The organism is uncultured Chitinophaga sp. (genome assembly GCF_937898475.1).
In the GTDB taxonomy this organism is placed as follows: Bacteria; Bacteroidota; Bacteroidia; order Chitinophagales; family Chitinophagaceae; genus Chitinophaga.
In genome coordinates this window covers 322,852-345,683 of record NZ_CALEJS010000016.1, presented here as the reverse complement: position 1 = coordinate 345,683, position 22,832 = coordinate 322,852, and the positions used below count along the sequence as shown (strand labels likewise).

Sequence of the window (22,832 nt, the reverse complement as noted above, 5' to 3'; positions counted from 1 at the left end):
TAGCCGATAAGTCCGCTACGGACTTTTTCAAACTACTAAACTACAGCATAATTGATTGCCAACGTCAATTTTTCTTTTGGAGGAAAAGAATGCCATACCGGCCTGTAGTACGGACTTGCTGGCTTTCAGTACTTTGGATAAGTAAGCACATTACCCCCTGTAGAAGGGCTTCCGCTGCCTGGGCATTTCCAGACCATCTGCCCTTTTATACCTACGGTCGTGTCGCCAAAAGGATACACCTTATACGACTGCAGGTAACCGTCTGCAGCTACCACCTGGTCAAAGTAAACGGAAGTGCCGATAGGATATTCATAAGTGGTGGTCATTTCTTCCAGCAGGTGGTGCGGCTGCGTGGTGTAGAAGCCCAGCATTTCCAGCAGGTAAGCGCCGGTAGCCTGTATGATCCCCTGGTCATATACGCCGCCTTTGATGGGACGCTGGTAGTTATACTTGTAAGCGGTATACCTGGTAATGTCCTGCGCATGCTGGATATTGAGCACATTGTCATATTCGTCATAGCGGTAAATACATACATCCGGCGCATAAGAAGGGCTGAAATAAGTCCACAGTCTTGACAGCCTGCCCTTGTAATCATACTGATATACAAAACGCTGTGTATAAACGTCCGGGTCTGGCGACCATGGATAAACGTTATTCAGCCTTGCCCGTATCACCTGTCCGCAATCATTCAGCTCTGCCACCATGATGGTATCGTTGCTGGTATTGAGCATGCACACACGTTTATTGGCATATCGCACAGGGCCTTTGAAAGGGTTGGTGCTCCAGTTGGGCCCCAGCAGTGCGTCTATGTAAGTGATCCGGCCGTCGGCGCCATACGTTTTCTTAAACTTGTAGGGCGTCACATAAGTGCCACCGGGAAAATGTTGGTTGATCGGGCTGATAAGCAGTGTTTGTACATCGCAGACAGGTAGCGGAAAACAAGGCGTGGAAGGATTCCCGGGTTCGTTTTTCTTACAAGCGTGCATGAGCATTGAAGCAATGCAGAAAAAGGCCATGTACAGGCCGGCTGAAGTTCGTTTCATTTTGAGGAGGATTAATGGGTGATGCGGATCTGGCATAGTAATGCCGCTAAAGGGTTAACACGCGCCCGCAATCAAATGTTTCCCGCATTCAGCCATATTTCTATACGTAATATATTAAAATCTGTTATGGGTAATAAAGGGTGCAATGCTTACCTGCAAACTGCAGGTATTGCTCCCAGTCGTAAGGCGTTACATCGTGCTTGCCGGAACGGATGTGGTAACGGATAAACTCACCGGTGGGCTGCTGCACGCGCGGAAACTGGTCAGTTCCCAGTCCGCGTTTCCCAAACAGCCGGTATACGGGCTCGGCGTAGCGTGCGCTCAGGAATTCTCCTTTAGGGTCTGACCACTGGTCGCCCAAAGCGCTGGCCACATACAGGGGCCGTGGAGCGATCAGCGCCAGCAGCATGTGCTGGTCTACCGGCAGTGCATCGGTATTATTGGCGTAGGTTTTATATGCCGGCGCAAACCAGTGGGGAAATACATGGGTGATCACGCCAACGGTTTCCCCGTACCAGCGTTTGGACAGCGCCGCGCCGCCTTCGCCGGATTCATTGGAGATCACCATCGTAAAGCGGGTATCACTTGCGCCGGCCCACAGGGCGGCTTTTCCCAGCCGGGAATGCCCCATCACGATCACCTGCCTGGGATCTACGCCGGGATCCTGCTGCAGGTAGTCCAGCGCACGGCATAACGCCCATGCCCATACGCCCATGGCGCTCCATTCCTGTGGCTGTATGCGCAGTTCGTCTTTCAGTTTATTGCGAATGCCGGTTTCCCAGCCATCGGCTTTGTCTGCCTCTATCTCGCCGTAGAAAAAAGTAGCCAGTCCGTAACCACGGCTGATAATATCCCCGATAGGCCACTGGGATGCCTGGGATCCGCGCGAGGCCTCGGTGGCATGGTTGTCTGCAATACCCGGCCCCTTTACTGTATAATGCGGGGTAATGGGAATGGAATTGTCATTGATCACAGACTGGTTGCCGTAAAAGTTCATGCCCAGGAACACAGGCACCCTGCCCCTGGCCTGGTTGGGCAGGTATAGCAGCAGGTGCAGCTGCGCCGTAGTATCTTTTTGAGACAGGTAAAGGGTTACCTGTTTGCAGGTAGCCAGATTGTTCAGGGCCGAGGGGTCTGTGCGGGTGGTTTTGAATGTCATCTGCACGGGTGTGCGGGGAAAGCGCCCGTAAACATTGTTCTCAAAAAGCTCGTAAATGTAGGGCCGTTGTATGTCATTCCATTGCCTTACGGTGGTGACGGTCTTGCCGTTTGGCATACGCAGCGGATCCGGCAGCGTATAAGCCGGAACGTTAGCCTCTGTCAGATTCACCTCTTTTTGCTGTGCGGTAACGTGAACGACTCCAAACAGGCAGCACAGGGCTATACACGTGGATAAGTTCGATAAGGGTAACATATAAGAAAGATAACGAAAAAAGCTGTATAGGGATTATGCAATTATTAATTATTTTAGTTCCGGTATGCATAACGAGCCATACACTGATACTGAGCTGTTCCGGTTGATAGCAGAAGGAGACGAAACGGCTTTCCGCCTGCTTTTTCACAGGTACGTGCCGGAGCTGCGCCCGCTCATCATGCATATTACCAAAACCGCCCCCGTTGCCGAAGATATCATACAGGAAACCTTCCTGCGTTTATGGATCAGCAGGGATAAGCTGGTGAGTATCGAAAACCCCCGTTCCTGGCTGTTACGCATCGTTTTTTACCAGTCTTTCTCTTACTTGCGCAGGCAGGGCGTACATACCAGGGCAATGGATGTTATGGCATCCCGGCAGGATGCGGAAGACGTGCACAATCCCACCGAAGAGACCCTGGCCTATCACCAGGTGCTGCACCTGGTGGAAGAAGCCGTACAACAGCTGCCGCCGCAGGCCCGCCGTATATACGTGATGAGCAGGGAAAAAGGGTTGCGCATACCCGAAATTGCCCAGGCGCTCATGCTTTCACCCAACACGGTAAAGAATTCTCTTGTATCATCGCTGAAAATTATCCGGAAACGTATTGAGCAATCCGGACATTTCATCCCTATGGTAGTGCTATGGCTGCTGAAACTTTGAAATTTTTTTTTGATCCGATAGGTCCTAAATGAAAACTTGCGCGTCTGTTACTATGGGGACTCAATAAATTTTGTTTACCGCGTTTGAAAAACAAATTCTTAATAGCTTGAATATCCACGAAAGACTGGCGTACCTGGTACGCCGGGCAACAAGTCATTCGGCCACCGATGCCGAGCTGGAAGAGCTGACCACTTTGCTGAAGGCAGACACCACGGGCAGCCTTGCCGCCAGTATTGCTGCGCAGCTGGAAGCAGAACTGCCGCCTGCAGATAAGAACTACGATAAAGACTACTGGGATACGATTGCCACACAAATACTGCTGTCAGACCGTCCGCAGGAAACCATTCCTTCCGCTCCGGTCAGGCTGCGCCGCCTGCATGGCTGGCGCTGGGCTGCAGCAGCAACAGTAGCAGCGCTGATCTCCGTAGCGGCCTGGCAGTGGCTCAAAAGGCCTGCTTTACAGCCAACAACGCCTGTAATCGCCACCCTGCCTGCCGGGCATGATATTGCCCCGGGGCGCAACAGGGCCATCCTCACACTGGCAGACGGTACACAGATACCGCTGGATAGCGCAGGCGCCGGGCAGCTTGCACAACAGGGCAATACCCATATCATCAAACTGGACAGCGGGCAGCTGGCTTACCGCAGCGCCGCCGGCGCTTCCACCGCTACACTTTTATACAACACCATTTCAACGCCCAGGGGCGGACAGTTCCGCATCACATTGCCGGATGGCACACAGGTATGGCTCAATGCCTCCAGCAGCCTGCGCTACCCTACTGCCTTCACCGGGCGTGAAAGACGGGTGGAGCTCTCCGGCGAAGCCTATTTTGAAGTGGCCCGCAATGCAGGTATGCCTTTCCGTATCGCATCAAAAGAAATGGAGGTGGAAGTGTTGGGCACCCATTTTAACATCATGGCCTATGATGATGAAGCCGTGCTGAAAACCACCCTGCTGGAAGGTGCAGTGAAAGTTACACGCAATGGCAGCAGCCGCCGCCTGCAGCCCGGACAGCAGGCCCGCATCTACAAAGAAAACGGTAGTATGGATGTACTGCAGGATGCCAATACAGAAGAAGCCGTGGCCTGGAAAAACGGGTTCATCCAGTTTGAGGGACAAGACATCAAAGCCGCCATGCGCATGCTGGCGCGCTGGTATAATGTAGAAGTGGATTACAGGGGCGCAGTACCGGCACACTTCAGGGGCATTATCCCTCGCAATGTTCCGGTATCGCAGGTATTAAAAATGATGGAACTGACAGGGGAAGTACATTTTACAATAGAGGGGAACAGGATCATTGTATCACCATAAAAAGCACCAATAAAAAACCGGAAGCGTTCGCACCGCTCCCGGTAAAGCTCAGGTTATAAAAAAACAATCGTTCAGCAATTATTCCTTATTTACCTAAACCATACAAAAGTATGCAATTGACGCTTTTTTCCCAAAGCGCGGCAGGGCGCTGTGCCCCTTGCCGGAAACGAATTCCGCGATTATCAGCCAAAACGGTACTGATCATGAAATTAACGGCGATTTTGATCACTATTGCCTTCCTGCAGGTACATGCGGCAGGGCATGCGCAAACCGTCACCTTGTCCCGGCAGCATTCCTCCCTGGAAAAGATCTTTAAAGAGATCAGGAAACAAACGGGCTATTATTTCCTGTATACCGACGAACAATTGTCGGGCGCCGGGAAAGTTAGCCTGGATGTAAAAGATGCGCCCCTGCAACAGGTGCTGGACCTATGCTTCCAGGGCCAGCCGCTTACCTATACCATTGATAACAAGATTGTCATTGTAAAGCGCAGGCCTTTTATCCCTATACCATCGGCACCACCCAAAGAGGAGATACCTGTAAAAGGCAGCGTCACCAATGAAAAAGGTGAACCGCTGCCCGGCGTTACCATACAGGTAAAAGGTACTGCCAACGGCGTTGTAACAGACGCAGACGGACATTATATCATCAACGTACCCTCCGGCAACGCCACCCTGATCGTTTCATCCCTCGGTTATGATAAACAGGAAGTGGTGGTAAACGGCAGAAATGAAATTGGCATTGTCATGAAAACAATGGCCGCCGGCCTCAACGAGCTGGTGGTAGTAGGCTACGGAGAACAGAAAAAAGGCTCACTGACCAATGCCATCACTTCCATTTCCACCAGGTCATTTCGTGATCAGCCGGTGAACCGCCTCGACCAGGTTTTACAAGGCAGGGCCGCCGGTGTGCAGGTAACCAACGCAGCCGGCTCTCCCGGCGGAGCGGTGCGGATACGCATCCGCGGCGCCAATTCCATCAACGGCGATAATGGCCCCCTGTACGTGGTAGATGGTTTTGTTGGCGCTGAATTCTTTGCCATCAATCCGGATGATATCGAAAGCATCCAGGTACTCAAAGATGCTTCCGCCACTGCCATCTATGGCAGCAGGGGCGCTAACGGCGTGATCATCGTCACTACACGAAAAGGCAGTAAAGATGGCCTGAAAGTGAACTTTACCTCCCGCTTTTCTACCGCTGAAGTGATTAACCGGCTGGACCTGCTGAATGCAGCGGATTTTGCTGCTACCGCCAACGCACATGCCACCGCTACCGGTACTACACCGCCGTTCACGGCCGAACAGGTGGAAGGATTTTACCGCAACGGCGGGACAGACTGGCAAAAAAAGATCTTCCGCAGGGCGCCTGCGCAGGAATACCTGCTGAGCCTCGCCGGTGGTAACGACAGATCAGGATACTTCATTTCCGGTAACTACCTCAACCAGGATGGTGTGATCAACAACTCTTTCTACAAACGGTACACGCTGCGTTCCAACATCAATTCAAAACTGAGCAACCGCGTCTCCACATTCCTGAACATCACCGGTTCCTACAGTACCGCACAGAATGTAGACATCCCGGCAGATGGGCCGCATAGCCCCCTGGCGCAGGCCATCACCTGGTCGCCTACCGTGCCCGTGCGCGATGCCGCCGGTAAGTATACCCTCACTGATCCGGTAAGCTCCGTGTTCTATAATCCCCTGGCGCTTACAACAGAACAGCTGACAGTAACAGACCGTATGCTGGCTAACGCTATTGGCGGCTTCCGCTTTGAGCTGCTGCCCGGACTTACCTTTAACCTGCAGTACGGCGCCAACTACCTGCAATATGATAACAAGAACTTCGCAGGTAAAGTAGTGAACTCCAACAGCGCTACCGCCAATGTGCGCAACAACAAGGAAGTGCGGCTGCAGAACACCAATATGCTTAATTACCGTAAGGAATTTAACGGCGGGCATAACATAGATCTGACCGCGGTGATGGAGTACCAGCAATCTACCTATAACTATACCTATGCCGGGGCATCCAACCTCACGTATGAATTCTTTAAATGGGATAATCTGACACAGGGCACGGCAGGCAGCCCGCAATCCGGCTATTCCAAATGGGCATTGTTCTCGCTGGTAGGCCGCGCCAATTATGATTATCAGCACAAGTACCTGTTCTCTGCGGCACTGCGGCGCGATGGCTCTTCCAAGTTCCGTAAAGAGAACCGCTTCAGTTATTTTCCTTCTGTATCCGCCGGATGGGTGCTTACAGAAGAGCCGTTCATGAAACAGCAGCAGCTGCTCAGCTACCTGAAACTGCGCGGCAGCTGGGGCCTTACCGGTAGTGAAGGCGTTGGCCCATACAGTACCTTTTCTTCCTATTCCAACAGGATCGCATCCTTTACCAATTCAACTTTTCAGACCGGTATTATACTGGGCAATATCGGCAATCCTAACCTGCAATGGGAAACCACGGAACAGAAAGACGCCGGTATCGAGATCGGCCTGCTGAAAGGACGCCTCTCACTGACAGCCGATTACTTTGTAAAAGACACCCGCGATCTCCTGCTGAATGAAAAACTGCCGCTGTACCTGGGTGGCAATACCATTACCCGTAACGTAGGCGCCGTGCAGAACAAAGGCTGGGAATTTTCCGTAGAAGGTATGGTGATCGATAAGGGCCCGCTTACCTGGAGCACCGGGCTTAATTTCTCTTTCCTGCGTAATAAGGTAACCTCTATCGGCGCTACCACGCAGCGCATTTTTGATCCCAACAACCGCAGGATAGGCGGCGGTATGTCGCCCCAGTCAGAGTTTGTGATCATGCCCGGGCAGCCGCTGGGCGCTATCTGGGGACTTACCTACCTGGGTACCTGGAAACCCGGCGATAAGGACAAGGCATCTGAATATGGCGCCGTACCCGGTGATGCACGTTACAAAGACCTGAACGGAGATGGTACGATCGATGCCGATGACTACAGCGTGATCGGTACGGGTATGCCGCGTACATCCATCGGCTGGAATAATACACTGACCTATCGCGCATGGACGCTGAACCTGTTCTTCCAGGGCCTGCTGGGATTTGATAAGCTGAACTACAACAAGGCGGCTGCCATGTATCATGGCGGCGATGCGCGCGAAGCCACGCATATGGATATACTGAACAGGTACATTCCCGGCGTGAATGAAACATCAGACATTCCGGCATTCAGCTCTACCAACCGCAACTTTACACAGTCCAGCCGCTTCCTGGAAAAGGCTGATTTTGTGCGGCTCAAAAACCTGAGTTTATCATACGATATACCTAAAGCAAAACTGAAGAACACCGTAGGTGTGAAACTGTTTGTAAGCGCCACCAATCTCTTTACCATTACCGGTTACAGCGGTATAGACCCCGAAGCCAATTCATCTGCCGGCGATATCAGGCAGGGCATTGATTTCGGTTCCTATCCCAACGCCAAAACATACACTGGTGGCATTACACTCAGCTTTTGATCATCATCCGTAAAAAAGATACTATGCAGAAAATATACCTTATTGTTGCCCTGTTCATGCTGGGCGGCTGCAGCAAACAACTCACAGAAGACCCTAGAGGACTGGTGGCCGGTAATGCCGCCATCAGCAATATGGCCGGTTTGGAATCTGCGTTAACCGGCGCTTATGGCAGCCTGATGGTGCCATGGGAAAGCGGTTTCACCACCGTGTCACAGATCGCAATGACCATGGGCGCAGACGACCTCACCACACACCCCGGCTCTAACAAGGAAGAGTTCAGGGAGTTTGATCTCTTCAGGGTATCATCGCTCAACAGCCGCATGACGCCTATCTGGCTGGGCTGCTATAAAACCATACAATCCACCACCAACATCATCAACAATTATGAAGCCGTACAGGATGGCAGTGAAGCAAATATTCATGCCATTGTGGGTGAGGCTTACTTCCTGCGCGCGCTCTGCTATTACTGGCTTACCCGCTGCTGGGGCGAAGTGCCCATCATTCCTGCTGCAGAATATTCACCCGGTCTGCTGCAGATAAAAAAGAGCCCGGTGGCCGACATTTACAAGCTGATAGAACAGGACCTCGCCATCGCAGAACAATGGGTAACAGATAAGAAACGCGATCCGGGAAGACCCAACAAAGGATCTGTGAAAGCGCTGTTGGCAGATGTATATCTTACAGAAGCCGGCTGGCCTTTGAAAAATGCCGCCAAATATGCGCAGGCAGCTGCCAAGGCAAAAGAAGTGATCGACAACAAAGCCGTTTACAACTTTGACCTCTGCCAGGAGGGGTTCCTGAAGATCTTTGCCGGCGGCACCGTAGAGGATGTGTTTACACTCTTCACCCGCGGGCAATGGTCTACCTACAATTCCTTTTACGGCCTTTCTACCATGCCGGAGAATGAAGGCGGCTGGAGCGACTTTTTCCCCGAACTGAATTTCTTCAACAACTTTCCCGCAGGGCCCAGAAAGGAAGCAACTTTCTCCACAGAGTTTACCGTGAACGGTAACACCATTCCCTGGCAGGATGTAAGCACCAAACACCCCTATTATAAAAAGTTCCGCATACAGTCTGGCAACCAGGCCACGTATATGTCTAACAACCCCGTTATCATGATACGGTACGCACATGTGCTGCTCATTTACGCAGAAGCGCAGGCAAGAGCTACGGGCACGGCTGATGCTGCAGCGTATGCCGCCGTTAATGCGGTACGTCAGCGCGCCGGCCTGGCAGACCTGCAGCCGGGACTCTCAGGCGCTGATTTCGCCGCGGCCGTTGTAGCAGAAAGGGCATGGGAATTTGCCGGTGAGTGGAGCCGCTGGTTCGACCTGGTGCGCCTGGAAATGGTGGAGAGCGCCAACGCGGCTAAAGATCCCGGCGACCTGCAGCTGACGCCCGGCGCTATTACGCATGAGAAATATCACATGCCCATTCCAGGTAACGATGCATTGATCAACCCGAACCTATAAATTCCAAAAACGTTACGTTATGAAAACTATTGCAACACTTTTAACGGTGTTCAGTATACTGCTATGCAGTAAACTGAATGCGCAGTACCTGCTGCTGGATGATATGGAAGGCAATGGCCCCTGCTCCGGCAGATGGACCTGGTATGCAGGCGGCGCCAACGCTACAGGGAAAGTAGAATTTGGCGTGCCCAATCCTAATCCGTCGGGACTGAACACCAGTCCGCTGGTAGCTAAATTTACCAAAGACACCAGCTGCTTTGAATACATGAGCGCCGGCGTTAACCTGGCAGAACCCTTTGACCTGTCTTCCAGCAGCCAGTTCAAAATGCTGGTGTACAGCAACACAACAGATGAGATCATGTTCAAGCTGCAGCCTGGCAATGACTATAACAAAGCTGTTTTCTTTACCTACAAGGTGAGCCGGGTAAATCACTGGGAAGAGGCAGTTTACAATTTCCAGAGCGTAAAGGACCGGAAAGATTTTAACCGGGTGGAAGTACATTTTATTGACGGCAAAAAAGCCAATGGCATCCTGTATTTTGACCTGGTACAGGCGCCCAATCCTGTAACCATCACCCTGGCAGATACTTCCATTGCAATGGGACAGGAGAACGGCGCGGTGATAAAGGCAGCGCTCAATGCGGCCGTATTCAAACCGGTGCTGAATACATCTCACTGGACTGCATTGAACCTGCCCCCCGGCGTGGGTATTGACAGTGTGCAGCGCGTGAACGATACCACTGCCTACCTCACACTCAGCGGCAATTCTGCAGCCATCTATTCCCGCGCCCTGCTGCAGATACGGGTAGACTCACAGGAAGTGGCAAACGCCAATACACATCAGTACCTCACCAAAGGAAAAGTAGTGTTTGAGGGCAACCCCGCCTGGTCGCTGGTATATGGAGACGAGTTCAACACCAACGGCTTGCCGGACCGTAGCAAATGGACGGTTGATCCCAAACCCAAAGGTTGGATCAACGGCGAGCAACAGGTGTATACAGATACCACGCATGATAACATCCGCGTAGAAGACGGCAACCTGATCATCAGGGGAAAGAAGGATTTTCCCAATGGCAATACCACAGAACCATGGTCTTCCGGCAGACTGATCTCGCAGAATAAAATGGACCTGCTCTATGGTAAGGTGGAAGTAAGGGCTAAACTGCCCAGGGCGCGCGGCTCCTGGCCGGCTATCTGGATGATGCCTACCACCAGCGCCTATGGCGGCTGGCCAAAGAGCGGTGAGATCGATATTATGGAGCACGTAGGCAATAACCTGGGCACCGTGCTCTCTACCGTGCATACGGAGAATAACAACTGGACCAACGGCGGTCATCTGTCTGCCACCAAAAGCATTCCAGATGTAGCCACTGCATTCCATGTGTATGCGGTAGAATGGAGCCCCGATTCTTTGCGATTTACTTACGACAGCAATCATGTGTACACTTACGTGAACCCCTATACGGATTGGAAAGACTGGCCCTTTGACCAGAAGTTCCACATCATTCTGAATGTGGCTATTGGCGGCGGTATGGGAGGTTCCATTGCAGAGGCAGACTGGCCGGATAGTATGATGGTGGATTATGTGCGTGTATACCAGAAGGGATTGGGCACACCGGTGCTGGATAGTATCCTGGTAACACCTGCAGACGTATCTTTCCTCCCTGGCAAAACACAGCAATACAAAGCAACCGCGTATGATCAGAACGGCCATACCATGACCATTAACCCGGTATGGAGCATCAGCGGAGCAGGTAATACCATTACAAGCGATGGCCTGGCCACTATACAATCTTCCGGGGTGATCACCGCAACGGCTACAGCAGACAGTGTAAGCGTTACCGGTACGGCCTTTGCAACGGTGCGGCCTACAAACTACAAACTGATACCTGTTAAGATTGAAGCGGAGGCATTTGATAATTCCAATTCCTGCTGTACAGAACCTGTTTCCGATGCAGGCGGCGGCCGCAACGTAAGTTATATTGGCGGCAATACCTGGTTTGAATATGATATTACAGTACCAGACAGCGGCGATTACCGTATACAGTTCCGCACGGCCATGAACAATGCCACCAGTCTGCGTGTTATGCTGGATTCAGTTACCCTCAGCACAGTACCTTTACCTGCCAGTGGCGGGTGGCAGAAATGGATCACCGTTACATCTGCGCCTATCAATTTCAGTGCGGGTAATAAAACCATCCGTATCCAGTCTGACGCTTCGGGCTGGAACTTCAACTGGCTGCGCTTTGTACGGGCAGATTCCGTTGGCGTGTCAAGGATAGTGGTTACGCCAGACAGCGTGCGGCTGATCAGCGGCAACACACAACAATACAAGGCCGCTGTATACGGCCAGGATAGCAGTGTGATGACGGTAGCACCGGTTTGGGCCACTACGCTTGACAGTAGTACCATCACTGCCGGCGGCCTTTTCACTGCGGGTAGTGTCAGCACCGCCACTACAGGCGCTGTTACGGCAACAGCAGAGGGAGTAACCGGTTCGGTGCAGGTAACGGTAAGGCCTGCACCTGTGCTCACACGCATGGAGATCACACCTGATACGGTGAGCGTACCCTTACATGCCTCCCAGCAGTTTACTGTTACCGCTTATGACCAGATGGATAGCCTGATGACCATATCGCCGGTATGGACTGTAAGCGATACAACGGCTACGGTTACACAGACAGGCATTTTCACCGCAGGCAGTGCGCCGGGTACTGTGAATGTAACCGCCGCTGCGAATGGCATAACCGTTACTGCAGTGGCAACAATGGCCTATACCTGTACCGTGAATGAAAAGTACGAAGCTGAAAGCTGCTCTGGCCGCAGTACGCGCCCCACCTTGCAGACATGCACAGATGTAGGCGGCGGACAGAATTTTACCGGTATCTGGGGCGGAGATTACTTCCGGTACAGCACACTGAATGTGCCCGTAGCAGGAAGGTACAACATCCGTTTCAGGGTGTCTACTACGGCTCCGGCGCGTATATGGGTGGGGCATGGAGACATGAACTTTGGATATGTGGATCTTCCATCTACCGGCGGTCAATGGAAAACCATTTCCGATACCATGACCTTACCCGCCTTAAATTATACGGGTATACATTCAGCATCCGGTACCTTTAAGTTCAATTGGTTCAGTATCGATAACTGTGCAGAAGATACAAGCGCCAGTATGGCCAGGATGGCTGTCAGCCATGAAAAGATGCCGTTACCGGAAGAGAAGGACGCTGCAGTGGTCTATCCCAACCCTACAGCAGGGCAGGTAACCATTGATTTGCCGGAACATCACTATAATTCCATGATTTTGCTCAATATCGATGGAAAAGTCATCCGCCGCTGGTATATTGCACCCACAGACCGGAAAGTGGTAAAAGACCTGCGATTCCTGCAAAACGGGATGTACCTCATACGGCTGGAGGGCAGAGGAAGAACAAAGACACTGAAACTGGTGAAAGGAGCGTAAGTAAATGATATCGGGTTAACACTGAGTATAAGAAGTGGGCCGGGCTGAAAGATCAGTCCGGCCTCACTGTTTATATTAAGCTTTGAATTTCTTAAATACCACGATGGCGTTGTGGCCGCCAAAACCAAAGGTATTGCTCATGGCTACGTTTACAGTACGCTGCTGTGCTTTACCTATTGTCAGGTTCAGATTGGTGGGAATGCCCTCGCCCAGTTCTTTGGTGTTGATGGTAGGGGGCACAATATCTTCCTGGGTGGCTTTGATACAGGCAATCGCTTCTATCGCCCCGGCGGCGCCCAGCAGGTGGCCGGTCATAGATTTGGTAGCGCTGATATTCAATTTGGAAGCATGCTCGCCAAAAAGGCTGGTAACGGCTTTCAGTTCGCTAACATCGCCAACGGGGGTAGACGTAGCGTGCCCGTTGATGTAATCAACATCTTCCAGTTGCAGCCCGGCGTCTTCCAGTGCTTCTGCCATTCCATTCCTGGCGCCCAGTCCTTCGGGGTGGGTGGCAGTAAGGTGATAGGCATCGGCTGTCATAGCGCCGCCGATCATTTCCCCGTAGATGGTAGCGCCTCTTTTTACGGCGTGCTCATATTCTTCCAGTATGATGGCGCCTGCGCCTTCGCCCATTACGAAACCATCACGCTCCCCGTCAAACGGACGTGAAGCGGTAGCAGGATCTTCGTTGCGGGTGCTGAGTGCTTTCAGCGCATTAAAACCGGCAATACCTGCACGGGTGATGGGCGCCTCAGATCCGCCGGCAACGATCACATTTGCCTTACCCAGGCGGATATAGTTGAACGCATCCACAAGCGCGCTGCTGGAAGAAGCGCAGGCAGATACCGTACAGAAGTTAATGCCCATGAAGCCATACCTGATGGCGATCTGTCCCGCTGCAATATCAGCGATCAGCTTGGGTATAAAGAAAGGATTGAACTTCGGAACAAAGTTGGCCGCTGAAAATTCAACGATCTGGTCTTCGAAGGTCTGCATACCGCCGTTGCCGGAGGCCCAGATAACACCAATTTTGGTTTTGTCAATACCGTCCTGGTGGATACCGGCGTTTTCAATGGCTTCCTGTGCGGCTACCATGGCATATTGGGTGAAGAGGTCCATTTTGCGGGCCTCTTTTTTCTCCATGAACTTTTCTATATCAAAGTCCTTCAGTTCGCAGGCGAACCTGGTCTTAAATTCGGTGGTATCAAAACGGGTGATTGGGGCGGCACCGCTGGTGCCAGCCTTCATATTATTCCAAAAAGTGTTAACATCATTCCCAATTGGTGTTAATGCTCCCAACCCAGTGACTACAACCCTCTTAAGTGTAATAGTACGCATAACAGTTAAATCAAATATTAGAGCGCAAATTTAGTTACTTATTCCATATAAATAAGTAAAATATAAAAGTGCCGCTAATTTAGGCCCCTGGCGGCCTTCACGCCTGTTTTAGTGATCTTTGCTTATTGTTCTGTCCGTTTAAACCGGGGCCTGTTCGTTATCAGTTCAGATATTTCTGCATGCCAACAGGCCTTGCACTGCATGTTTCTCCCAGGATATAGTAGACATATAGTAGCGATATAGTAGCGATATAGTATCTCTTACAGGCGTTACTATATCGATACGTTATTCCCGGGTTTATATTATACCAGGAGGCCATCCGCCGGCTGACGGATGGCCTCCTGCCTCAGTACTAGCTGCTGAAATTACTGTTTTTCCCTGACAGCCTTAAACTCAGACCCGCTTTTCCATTTAGGGAAAGTAGTTTCATTACTCAATGTGAGCCCGATGTCAAACAGCAGCTGGCTGTCTTCCACCATACCGGAAAGATCCCAGGTATCATCAAATTGGTCGGCGGGCGAGTGGTAGCGGTCGCGGCCGTATTCTTCGATCTTCATTTTGGCGTAGCCTGTATCATGTGCTACTGAAATGGTACCGCTGCCGGTGTACAGGGCGGGAATACCTACCTTGGCGAAATTGAAGTGGTCTGAGCGGAAGAAATGACCACCGGAAGGATTTTCTTCGGGCGATACGGTGCGTCCCTGCCTGGCGGCCGCACGTTCTGCATAATCGTCCAGTTCTGATTGTCCGCGGCCTACAATGGTGATGTCTTTTGTTCTGCCATAGGTGTTCAGCACATCCATGTTCAGGTCTGCCACGGTGCTGTCAACCGGGTAAACCGGGTGCGTGGCATAATATTCTGAGCCCAGCAGGCCCTGTTCTTCGCCGGTGAGCGCAATGAACAGGATAGAGCGGGCCTGTTGATTTTTCAGTTTGGTGAAGGCTGCTGCAATTTCCAGCAGGCCGGCGGTACCGGTGGCATTATCTGCGGCGCCGTTGTAGATGGAGTCTCCTTTTATTGCCTCACCGATGCCCAGGTGGTCCCAGTGGGCCGAGTAGATAATGTACTCGTTTGGCCTGGTGGCGCCGGGCCAAACGGCCAGTACGTTATGGGAAGTGGATTTTTTGAGTTTGTTATTGATCACTACAGAAGCGCTGAGCGGAAGCGGCACGGGTTTGAATCCCGGTTTATGCGCCTGTTGCAGCAGGGTGTCTGATACGCCGGCCAGTTTGAATAATTTCCTGGCGGCGTCCAGGGTGATCCAGCTTTCCATGGCCGCGCGCGACATGTCGTTGTCTTTTGTCTGCAGATAGAGTTTGGCGCCAGACCAACCGCTTCTTACCACTGCCCAGGGATAGCTGGCGGGAGCGGTATCGTGAATGATGATCACGCCTGCGGCGCCCTGCCTGGCTGCTTCTTCGTATTTATAGGTCCAGCGGCCGTAGTAAGTCATGTTCCTGCCCTTAAAGAGGGTACTGTCTGTAAAGCCGGGATCATTCACCATCACGAGTACGGTTTTGCCTTTTACATCCAGGCCCGCGTAGTCGTTCCAGTTGTATTCCGGGGCTACGATGCCATAGCCTGCAAATACCAGTTCACTGTTATTGAGGCGAACCTGTTCTGTCACGTGACGGGTAGTGGCTACATAATCGTCCAGGTAGGTGAGGGAGAGTGATCCGTTTTTGCCTTTGAACACCAGGGGACCGGCGGGTACGGAATTGATCTCTACCATGGGTACTTCCTGCAGGTAGCTGTCGCCATTGCCGGGTTTAAGTCCCAGTTGGCGGAACTGTTGTTCCAGGTAGCGGATGGTTTTTTCTTCTCCCTGTGTAAAGGGTTTTCTGCCTTCCAGCGAATCGGCCGCCAGTACCTGCAGATGTTTGGTAAAGCTTTCCTGGGAGATGGTATTGATGGCTGTAGAATCTTCAAGGGCTGCAGCATTTTTCCCGGACTGGTTACAGGCGCCGAGAGCCAGTGCAGCTACAGCGATGAGACGATAGCAGGTTTGCATGAAAGTGTTGTTTAGCTGATAAAAATAGAAAATAATGCTGTACCGGCAGCCGGGCAATAGGTTTTCCGCGAGGGAAAGTCAAAAATCAGCAAATGCTTTTGGATAATTCTAAATAATTGCTATTTTTGCAGCCCCTTGCAAAGGGATGGTGAGGTGCCTGAGTGGCCGAAAGGAACGGTTTGCTAAACCGTCGTACGGGTAACACTGTACCGAGGGTTCGAATCCCTCCCTCACCGCAGAAGCAACTGCTTCTAAAGGTTCGGGGCGTAGCGTAGCCCGGTTATCGCGCCTGCTTTGGGAGCAGGAGGTCGCAAGTTCGAATCTTGCCGCCCCGACTTGACAGGACAAAGTGGAAAACAAACCATTTTGTCCTGTTTTATTTTCTCCAAAATCCTTGTCCAGCGTGTATATTATGCGCACGGCTTCATTGATGCGATTAGTTCGAAATGAAAATCCGTCAAAAGTTAATTTTTCAGGATACATCGAACTAATTACTTCCCGTTTCTTTTCAATTTCTCCGGTTTCATACGCATAATCCAGCTTCAAAAGGTTGTTCAGTCCCTTGTCCAGAAGGTCATTTATATTTACTTGGTCTTGATCATAGATACTTAGTTTGGCTTCCAGTTTTTCAAGTTTACTGCTGTACTCCGTTTTCATTTCGCGGAAATCGGCAGGCTCTATCTCTTTTGAGGAAAGTAAATCCCTTATATAAGATAGCTTCCCTTCCAGTTCTTTTATTTGTATTTGCAGTTGTTTCTGATCGTTCTGCAAATGATTGGTCTGGTCATACCATGCTTCGGAAAGTGTGATCTTGTAAAGATCTAGCATTTCCGGGCGGGGCATGTATTTTTTAAGTTCATAGACAAACAGGCTGTTTGCATTATCTGCCCTGAACCGGCAGGTACAACCTCCGGTGCAGTGGTAATAGGTATAATACTTGGTAAGTCCCTTTGACTTGCTGCCGGTTAACAGCTTACCGCATTTTGGGCAAATTAAAAATCCCCGCAATGGCAATTCAGGGCAGGTAAGAATTTTAAGACGGTAAGGCACTCTTTTTCTGCCGTCCAGTACGTCCTGTACCTGGTAATACAATGCTTCAGAAATAATAGGTTCATGCAGACCTTTTACAAACTTTGCTTCTTCGTCTTTGTACTTGGCGATAAATATTTTCCCGCAATAAACCGGGTTACGTATAACAAACCAGAAAAGGCTTTTGGTTCCTTTGAACCCTTTTTCCTTAGCCATTTTAAAAACCTGTTCCGTGTTGTACACTCCTTCGGCTATCTGTTCAAAAGCCCATCTTATAATACTGGCCTGCGGTTCTTCAGGAGCAATATATTTCTTGCCTAACTCGTCCGTTTTATTTTTATAGCCGATAGGTGCTAAACCCATGTAACGTCCTTCTTTCCTTGCCTGGCGCATACCATGAATAACATTCAAGGCCCTGCGGTCGTTTTCTACTTCAGGAGCGGCTAAGTAAAATGCCAGCATCATTTTATTTTCCGGGATGGATAAGTCTAGCGGCTGTTCTATAGCCTGCGGTTCTACTCCAAGTTTCCGGAGTATGTTAATCATTTGGTAGGCATCCCCTGCGTTACGGCTAAACCTGTCCCATTTAAGAAACAATACTAAATCAGCCTGTCCCTTGTATCTCTTTAATTCTAGTAGGTACTTTTTCCATTCAGGCCGGTTAAAGGTCTTAGCTGAATGATCTTCAAAAATCACCTTACGGCTTTTTTAAAAGTAAAGGCAAACTGCTGCTGTATCCGACTTTTCATTTCCTGCACGGCAATGGTTGTTGTCACAGGGTAATTAACCGTCTTATCATCATATATAAGATTTTCAGGAATGCAGTGAAGGGAATAGAATATATGCCCGGTTCGCAGTCCTTCAATTACATTGCTCTCCCCATGTAGGGAGCAGCAAACCCGCCGGTCTTTCAGGTAGGCCATTTCCAATACAGGCTCCAGCTCTTTGAACGGCGTGTTACTTTTTCCAGAGACTACTATTAACAGGTCAATAAATGCTTCGTCCTCCATTCCTTCAATAGCATCATGTTTTATCATGTATATTTTGGCTGGGGCAATGGCCGCAACAATAAGCTGAATAACCGGCGTTAGGGTATCTGCCTGGTCTGGTATCTGTGTAGCTATGGAAATCAGTTTTTCCTTCCAGTTCCTTAATTCTGCGGTATCAGCTCCGGCATTGATAAATACATTGGTAGTATATTCTATTCTGTGGTTGTGTCCTCCGATGTTCATGACAATCCAGTTTTGGGTTTACAAAAACTCGCTTACTTACGTTGCTTTATTTATAGGCTAAGACGGTGGTAACGGCATAACACTCCCGGAGCCGATCTAAGCATTCCTGCTCAAAATCCCCAAAGTGTTCTTTGAAAATTGTTATATGGCCGCCTGCTTTTCGCATCCATTCCGCCATACCGGCATCCCGTAAAGAAGCCAGCAGATAAAATTTTTTATCTTCCTCCAGGAAAAAGGTTGTTTCCGTGTTGTATTTGTAAATATTCCTGTCCCTTACAGCCCCTTTCATTTGTAGATGGTAAAGGGGGCCTTTGTCCAAAAGCAGAAAGTGAATGTGCGGCCTGTCTTTCACAAGGGTAATACGTTCAATTCTTGCCCTTTGCGGTTTCTCCTTTAATTCCCGTTTATTATATAAGCAATAGGCATAGATAAATTGCTGCTGCAAAAGCAGCGGCATTGCCTTTTCCCACAGGTTGAAGATGCCAGCGGGTGAGCGCTCCTGCTCCGGGTCGCCTTCTATCAATGAGCCGCACTGCGTTTCAACCTGCTGCCACATTTCATAGCATAACTTGTTCAGTATTTTTTGATCATCGGTTAAAAATGGATCGTATTCCTTCTCCGTACCACTAATGAAGTGATAGAACGCCTTAATATTATCTTGTGATTTGTTCAGAACGCCTAAACAGGGCAGCAGGAACGTAAGGTACTTGTTCCTGAAATGGCTTGCAAGGATATAGGTAATTGCTGTATCTTGTGCTTTTCGTTCTGGTGGGGCCGGTGGCAATTTCAGCACTTCACCCAGCGGGACGCTTTCCATCTTATCGGCCAATTGATACACGCTGCCTAAATTGGGTTTTGGTTTAACATCAATACCCTGATCTGTCACTTTCCTGTCAAAATATTTTGGGTGATTGGCTGCTATTTCCATCAAACCATTGGGGCGGTATTCTTTAAAGTAGTCTGTACTGCGATAGCCAATTACCCGTTCCAGCGCTTTGTATGTATGCAGACAAAGTGTTTCAACCTGCTGGCCGCAGGTGCAGGAAATGTGCAGTTTATCCCGTTCGATGCCTACAGTCATTTCGTGGGATACGTCCCGGAAAGTAAGCTGCATTTTAAGTATAGTGTCTACCATAGAAATAAACTTTAGCTTTGGATAGAACCACTCCCGCTTTCTTTGCAGGCGTTCATCTATCTGTCTTTTTAAAGCATCATCGGTTAATATATAAGGTTCGTTATCTAAGTGAATGGTGAAAGGTTCGGATGAAATGCGTAGCCCGATACCCTTTGTTCTGGTGTTCTTATGGGTTGCCATGTGATATAATTTAGATTACACTCGAAATAACCCTATAATTATCTCATATTCAATTCATTAAAGTCATGTTTTAGACGTAAAAAAGCATAGTTTAGCGGCATTTTATCCAAAATTTGCGTATATTACCACTTGCATAAAAAGGTTAAATTTGCACCATGATAAATACTGATATGCCGAATAAAGTACATGAAGGAAGGAACATAAAGCGTTTTAAGGAAATGCTGGGTATTAAGCAGGAAGCCCTAGCCTATGAGCTGGGGGAGGATTGGACGCAAAAAAAGGTTTCTTTGTTGGAAGCTAAAGAAACTATAGAACCGGATATTTTAGAACAGGTAGCAAAGATTTTGAAAGTGACCCCGGAGGCAATTAGGAATTTCAATGAAGAAGCGGCTATAACCATCATCGCTAATACGGTTAATAACCACGATAATGCCACCGGCAATTCTTTATTCATGTATTATCCAACATTCAACCCTATAGATAAAATCGTACAGCTCTACGATGAAAAAATAGAGTTGTATGAGCGGATGTTGAAGGAAAAAAACGAGCTGCTGGAAAAGTTTGCCGGTGAAAAGAAAAAGTAACAATTTTTAATGATATGATAAAAGCTGCCTTACGGCGGCTTTTTTATTTTCAGAATAATTTTTGATTTTTAAAAACAAATCGTAATATTGCGATTATATAAGTACAGTATGGGAGTTACAAAAGCAGATTTATTTACCAAACAGCAGAACGATATAGCCAATATGGCGAAGGCGCTGGCCCACCCGGCCCGCATAGCTATACTGCAATACCTGGTTAAAAAGAATGCCTGTGTTTGCGGTGATCTGGTAGACGAACTGGGGCTTGCGCAAGCCACTACTTCGCAACACCTGAAAGAACTGAAAAACGCCGGTATTATTCAGGGAACAATTGAAGGGGCAAGCGTTTGTTACTGTATTAATCCAAAGGTTTGGAAGCAGTACCGCGAGCTGTTCAATAGCTTCTTTAAAGACATTACCCTGCAAGAAAACTGCTGCTAAAATTTTTTTGATCTAATTAATCGCAATATTGCAATAAAACAATTAATAATTACCATTATGTCCTCTGATCAACAAATAAAGGATATGGTAAGGCAGAAATACAGTGAAATTGCCTTACAGGACAAAGCCGACAATCAAGCCTCTTGCTGTGGTTCTGGCTGCTGCTCTACCGAAGTGTACAATATTATGAGTGACGATTATACCGCACTGGAAGGGTATAATTCGGACGCTGATTTAGGGCTGGGTTGCGGCCTGCCAACGCAGTTTGCCCAAATTAAAAAGGGGAATACAGTAATTGATTTAGGGAGTGGTGCAGGGAATGATTGTTTTGTTGCACGCCATGAAACAGGGGAAACCGGTAAGGTGATAGGTATTGATTTTACCCCGGCCATGATTGAAAAAGCCCGCGCCAATGCTGAAAAGCTGAACTATAATAATGTTGAGTTCAGACAGGGCGATATTGAGAAAATGCCCGTAACGGCTAATACTGCGGATGTAATAGTAAGCAACTGCGTATTAAACCTTGTACCCAATAAGGACGGCGTGTTTAAGGAGATCCTGCGCGTATTGAAACCGGGTGGCCATTTCAGTATTTCAGATATTGTACTGGAAGGAAATCTACCTGCTAATATTCAACAAGCCGCCGAAATGTACGCTGGTTGTGTATCCGGGGCTATTCAAAAGCAGGTTTACCTGGAGCTAATCAAGAATAACGGTTTTACCAATATTACCTTGCAGAAAGAGAAGCCTATTATTATACCTGACGATATACTGGCCGCGTATCTCTCACAAGAAGAAATAGACCAGTTCAAAAACAGTAATACAGGTATCTACAGCATTACTGTATATGCGGAAAAACCGCAGGAAGCGGCTTGCTGCGCACCTGGCTGTTGCGATTAATCATCTTCAACCAAAACAGAACAATATGAAAAAGCTGATTTTCTCTTTGAGCATGCTACTGATCACCAGCCTATCAGTAATTGCCAAAGGCCCTAAACCTAAACTGTTTCCTGAACTGGAAAAGTATTATGCCGGTCTAACTACCGTACCCGTAGAGCCTTCCCATGAAAAAGGGCTGGGCAATCTCGAGAAATATATATTACAGGGAATGGGAAGCGACCGAAAGATTGATCTGTTATTTACTGACAAAGACAATTCATTTGTAAGTGCATCTGCTCAAATAGTGCTGCAATCATTGTTAGCGGTGAACAAATACAATAAGATGGGCGTTTCATCCTGCGGGTATCAGGCGGGAGAAATTAACCCAATATTGATAAAGGTGCTTAACAAACATGGGTATAAGGTTACTGAAGCATCTGCTGTTAACGGTAAGAAGGCTTATACGGTTGCGTTTGGGGATAATGTTCTACCTGTAAATGTATATTCCAAAACAGCAGACGATGCAACATTGCCGAAAGCGAATTTCTTTCAAATGAAACTATGCAGCGCTGGTGACAATGCTTGTGCTGATCTGAAAGGAGCATTTTTCAAAGAAACAGCACCTTTTACTGATCCTTCTGCTGATATTTCTGAAGATGAAGCAGACAAACTATTTTCCCAGATTGCAGCAGAAATAGTAAGCGCGTTCAATAAAGCTAAAAATCCATAAATATAAAAAATGAAAAAGGTATTGGTACTTTGTACGGGTAACAGTTGCCGCAGCCAGATAGCTGAAGGCTATTTAAAATACTTCGCAGCGGGGAAAGCTGAAATTTACAGCGCCGGGGTTGAAACACATGGTGTTAATCCGAAAGCTATTGCCACCATGAAAGAAGATGGCATTGATATTTCCGGGCATACCTCAAACAATATTGATGAATACAGAGGTATTGACTTTGACTATGTAATAACTGTATGCGATAATGCCAAAGAACGCTGTCCTTATTTCCCAACTACAGCTCAAAAGTTCCACCAAAATTTTCCTGACCCGGCCAAAGCAACTGGTGTAGAAAGTGAAATAATGGAACAGTTCAGGACGGTTCGGGAACAGATAAAACAATACAGTCACAATTTTATTCAACAATACATAGCTTGACT

At 48.9% G+C, this 22,832-nt stretch carries 16 protein-coding genes, 2 tRNA genes and 1 pseudogene; 12 read left to right on the top strand and 7 right to left on the bottom strand.

Features of this window, described 5'->3' with window-relative positions:
• Window positions 1-125 precede the first annotated feature (125 nt).
• Window positions 126-1,043 carry a hypothetical protein gene (locus tag Q0577_RS11280; RefSeq protein ID WP_298736160.1) on the bottom strand — a complete coding sequence of 306 codons (918 nt, stop codon included), beginning with the start codon at window positions 1,041-1,043 and terminating at the stop codon, window positions 126-128.
• A gap of 124 nt (window positions 1,044-1,167) precedes the next feature.
• Complete coding sequence (locus Q0577_RS11275; RefSeq protein ID WP_298736156.1) at window positions 1,168-2,457, bottom strand: hypothetical protein; 1,290 nt, start codon at window positions 2,455-2,457, stop codon at window positions 1,168-1,170.
• A gap of 64 nt (window positions 2,458-2,521) precedes the next feature.
• Between Q0577_RS11275 and Q0577_RS11270 the strand changes: the two genes are divergently transcribed.
• The 5 genes from Q0577_RS11270 (at window position 2,522) to Q0577_RS11250 (ending at window position 12,847) form a co-directional block, all read left to right on the top strand.
• A complete protein-coding gene (locus Q0577_RS11270; protein WP_298736152.1) occupies window positions 2,522-3,118 on the top strand; it encodes an RNA polymerase sigma factor in 597 nt (198 codons plus the stop codon).
• 106 nt (window positions 3,119-3,224) lie between these two features.
• Window positions 3,225-4,430 (top strand): FecR family protein, encoded by a 1,206-nt coding sequence (locus tag Q0577_RS11265; protein ID WP_298736150.1) that lies wholly within the window; start codon window positions 3,225-3,227, stop codon window positions 4,428-4,430.
• Between the two features lie 203 nt (window positions 4,431-4,633).
• Window positions 4,634-7,912: a TonB-dependent receptor gene (locus Q0577_RS11260; RefSeq protein ID WP_298736148.1), complete on the top strand. Its 3,279-nt coding sequence runs from the start codon at window positions 4,634-4,636 to the stop codon at window positions 7,910-7,912.
• Between the two features lie 23 nt (window positions 7,913-7,935).
• Entirely contained in the window at window positions 7,936-9,384 is a 1,449-nt protein-coding gene (locus Q0577_RS11255) for a RagB/SusD family nutrient uptake outer membrane protein (RefSeq protein WP_298736146.1), read from the top strand.
• Window positions 9,385-9,403: 19 nt separating this feature from the next.
• Complete coding sequence (locus tag Q0577_RS11250) at window positions 9,404-12,847, top strand: carbohydrate-binding protein (RefSeq protein WP_298736143.1); 3,444 nt, start codon at window positions 9,404-9,406, stop codon at window positions 12,845-12,847.
• A gap of 75 nt (window positions 12,848-12,922) precedes the next feature.
• On the opposite strand, the gene fabF is transcribed toward Q0577_RS11250, so the two are convergent.
• On the bottom strand, window positions 12,923-14,185 hold the full coding sequence (gene fabF, locus Q0577_RS11245; RefSeq protein ID WP_298736140.1) for a beta-ketoacyl-ACP synthase II: 1,263 nt from the start codon (window positions 14,183-14,185) through the stop codon (window positions 12,923-12,925).
• A gap of 365 nt (window positions 14,186-14,550) precedes the next feature.
• Window positions 14,551-16,197, bottom strand: coding sequence for a M28 family metallopeptidase (locus tag Q0577_RS11240; RefSeq protein WP_298736137.1), 1,647 nt, complete (start codon window positions 16,195-16,197; stop codon window positions 14,551-14,553).
• 147 nt (window positions 16,198-16,344) lie between these two features.
• Between Q0577_RS11240 and Q0577_RS11235 the strand changes: the two genes are divergently transcribed.
• Together Q0577_RS11235 and Q0577_RS11230 are read left to right on the top strand one after the other, a co-directional pair.
• A tRNA-Ser gene (locus Q0577_RS11235) sits at window positions 16,345-16,433 on the top strand.
• Window positions 16,434-16,457: 24 nt separating this feature from the next.
• Window positions 16,458-16,532: transfer RNA gene (locus Q0577_RS11230), tRNA-Pro, on the top strand.
• Window positions 16,533-17,082: 550 nt separating this feature from the next.
• Here the strand turns inward: Q0577_RS11230 and Q0577_RS27210 are convergent.
• From Q0577_RS27210 to Q0577_RS11220, 3 genes and pseudogenes are all read right to left on the bottom strand, one after another.
• Window positions 17,083-17,922: pseudogene (locus Q0577_RS27210) on the bottom strand (recombinase family protein); the annotation flags it as partial.
• Window positions 17,919-18,458, bottom strand: a complete 540-nt coding sequence (locus Q0577_RS11225; RefSeq protein WP_298736135.1) for a hypothetical protein — start codon at window positions 18,456-18,458, stop codon at window positions 17,919-17,921. The pseudogene Q0577_RS27210 and the gene Q0577_RS11225, both read right to left, overlap by 4 nt.
• A gap of 46 nt (window positions 18,459-18,504) precedes the next feature.
• Entirely contained in the window at window positions 18,505-19,773 is a 1,269-nt protein-coding gene (locus Q0577_RS11220; RefSeq protein ID WP_298736132.1) for a hypothetical protein, read from the bottom strand.
• A gap of 155 nt (window positions 19,774-19,928) precedes the next feature.
• Between Q0577_RS11220 and Q0577_RS11215 the strand changes: the two genes are divergently transcribed.
• From Q0577_RS11215 to Q0577_RS11195, 5 genes are all read left to right on the top strand, one after another.
• Window positions 19,929-20,357 carry a helix-turn-helix transcriptional regulator gene (locus Q0577_RS11215; protein WP_298736128.1) on the top strand — a complete coding sequence of 143 codons (429 nt, stop codon included), beginning with the start codon at window positions 19,929-19,931 and terminating at the stop codon, window positions 20,355-20,357.
• Window positions 20,358-20,465: 108 nt separating this feature from the next.
• Entirely contained in the window at window positions 20,466-20,795 is a 330-nt protein-coding gene (locus Q0577_RS11210; protein ID WP_298736125.1) for a metalloregulator ArsR/SmtB family transcription factor, read from the top strand.
• A gap of 57 nt (window positions 20,796-20,852) precedes the next feature.
• On the top strand, window positions 20,853-21,695 hold the full coding sequence (locus Q0577_RS11205; RefSeq protein WP_298736122.1) for an arsenite methyltransferase: 843 nt from the start codon (window positions 20,853-20,855) through the stop codon (window positions 21,693-21,695).
• A gap of 25 nt (window positions 21,696-21,720) precedes the next feature.
• The gene (locus tag Q0577_RS11200; protein WP_298736119.1) at window positions 21,721-22,404 is read left to right on the top strand and encodes a hypothetical protein; all 684 of its coding nucleotides are present in this window, start codon (window positions 21,721-21,723) and stop codon (window positions 22,402-22,404) included.
• Between the two features lie 9 nt (window positions 22,405-22,413).
• Complete coding sequence (locus tag Q0577_RS11195) at window positions 22,414-22,830, top strand: arsenate reductase ArsC (protein ID WP_298736117.1); 417 nt, start codon at window positions 22,414-22,416, stop codon at window positions 22,828-22,830.
• The last annotated feature ends 2 nt before the right edge of the window (window positions 22,831-22,832 follow it).

What these genes read in the sequence shown, in the direction of transcription:
- Q0577_RS11200 (WP_298736119.1), top strand. Translation starts at nt 21,721, where the DNA reads ATGAAAAAGCTGATTTTCTCTTTGAGCATGCTACTGATCACCAGCCTA.
- Q0577_RS11280 (WP_298736160.1), bottom strand. Translation starts at nt 1,043, where the DNA reads ATGAAACGAACTTCAGCCGGCCTGTACATGGCCTTTTTCTGCATTGCT.
- Q0577_RS11225 (WP_298736135.1), bottom strand. Translation starts at nt 18,458, where the DNA reads ATGAACATCGGAGGACACAACCACAGAATAGAATATACTACCAATGTA.
- Q0577_RS11240 (WP_298736137.1), bottom strand. Translation starts at nt 16,197, where the DNA reads ATGCAAACCTGCTATCGTCTCATCGCTGTAGCTGCACTGGCTCTCGGC.
- Q0577_RS11220 (WP_298736132.1), bottom strand. Translation starts at nt 19,773, where the DNA reads ATGGCAACCCATAAGAACACCAGAACAAAGGGTATCGGGCTACGCATT.
- Q0577_RS11205 (WP_298736122.1), top strand. Translation starts at nt 20,853, where the DNA reads ATGTCCTCTGATCAACAAATAAAGGATATGGTAAGGCAGAAATACAGT.
- fabF (WP_298736140.1), bottom strand. Translation starts at nt 14,185, where the DNA reads ATGCGTACTATTACACTTAAGAGGGTTGTAGTCACTGGGTTGGGAGCA.
- Q0577_RS11260 (WP_298736148.1), top strand. Translation starts at nt 4,634, where the DNA reads ATGAAATTAACGGCGATTTTGATCACTATTGCCTTCCTGCAGGTACAT.
- Q0577_RS11255 (WP_298736146.1), top strand. Translation starts at nt 7,936, where the DNA reads ATGCAGAAAATATACCTTATTGTTGCCCTGTTCATGCTGGGCGGCTGC.
- Q0577_RS11250 (WP_298736143.1), top strand. Translation starts at nt 9,404, where the DNA reads ATGAAAACTATTGCAACACTTTTAACGGTGTTCAGTATACTGCTATGC.
- Q0577_RS11195 (WP_298736117.1), top strand. Translation starts at nt 22,414, where the DNA reads ATGAAAAAGGTATTGGTACTTTGTACGGGTAACAGTTGCCGCAGCCAG.
- Q0577_RS11210 (WP_298736125.1), top strand. Translation starts at nt 20,466, where the DNA reads ATGGGAGTTACAAAAGCAGATTTATTTACCAAACAGCAGAACGATATA.
- Q0577_RS11275 (WP_298736156.1), bottom strand. Translation starts at nt 2,457, where the DNA reads ATGTTACCCTTATCGAACTTATCCACGTGTATAGCCCTGTGCTGCCTG.
- Q0577_RS11215 (WP_298736128.1), top strand. Translation starts at nt 19,929, where the DNA reads ATGATAAATACTGATATGCCGAATAAAGTACATGAAGGAAGGAACATA.
- Q0577_RS11270 (WP_298736152.1), top strand. Translation starts at nt 2,522, where the DNA reads ATGCATAACGAGCCATACACTGATACTGAGCTGTTCCGGTTGATAGCA.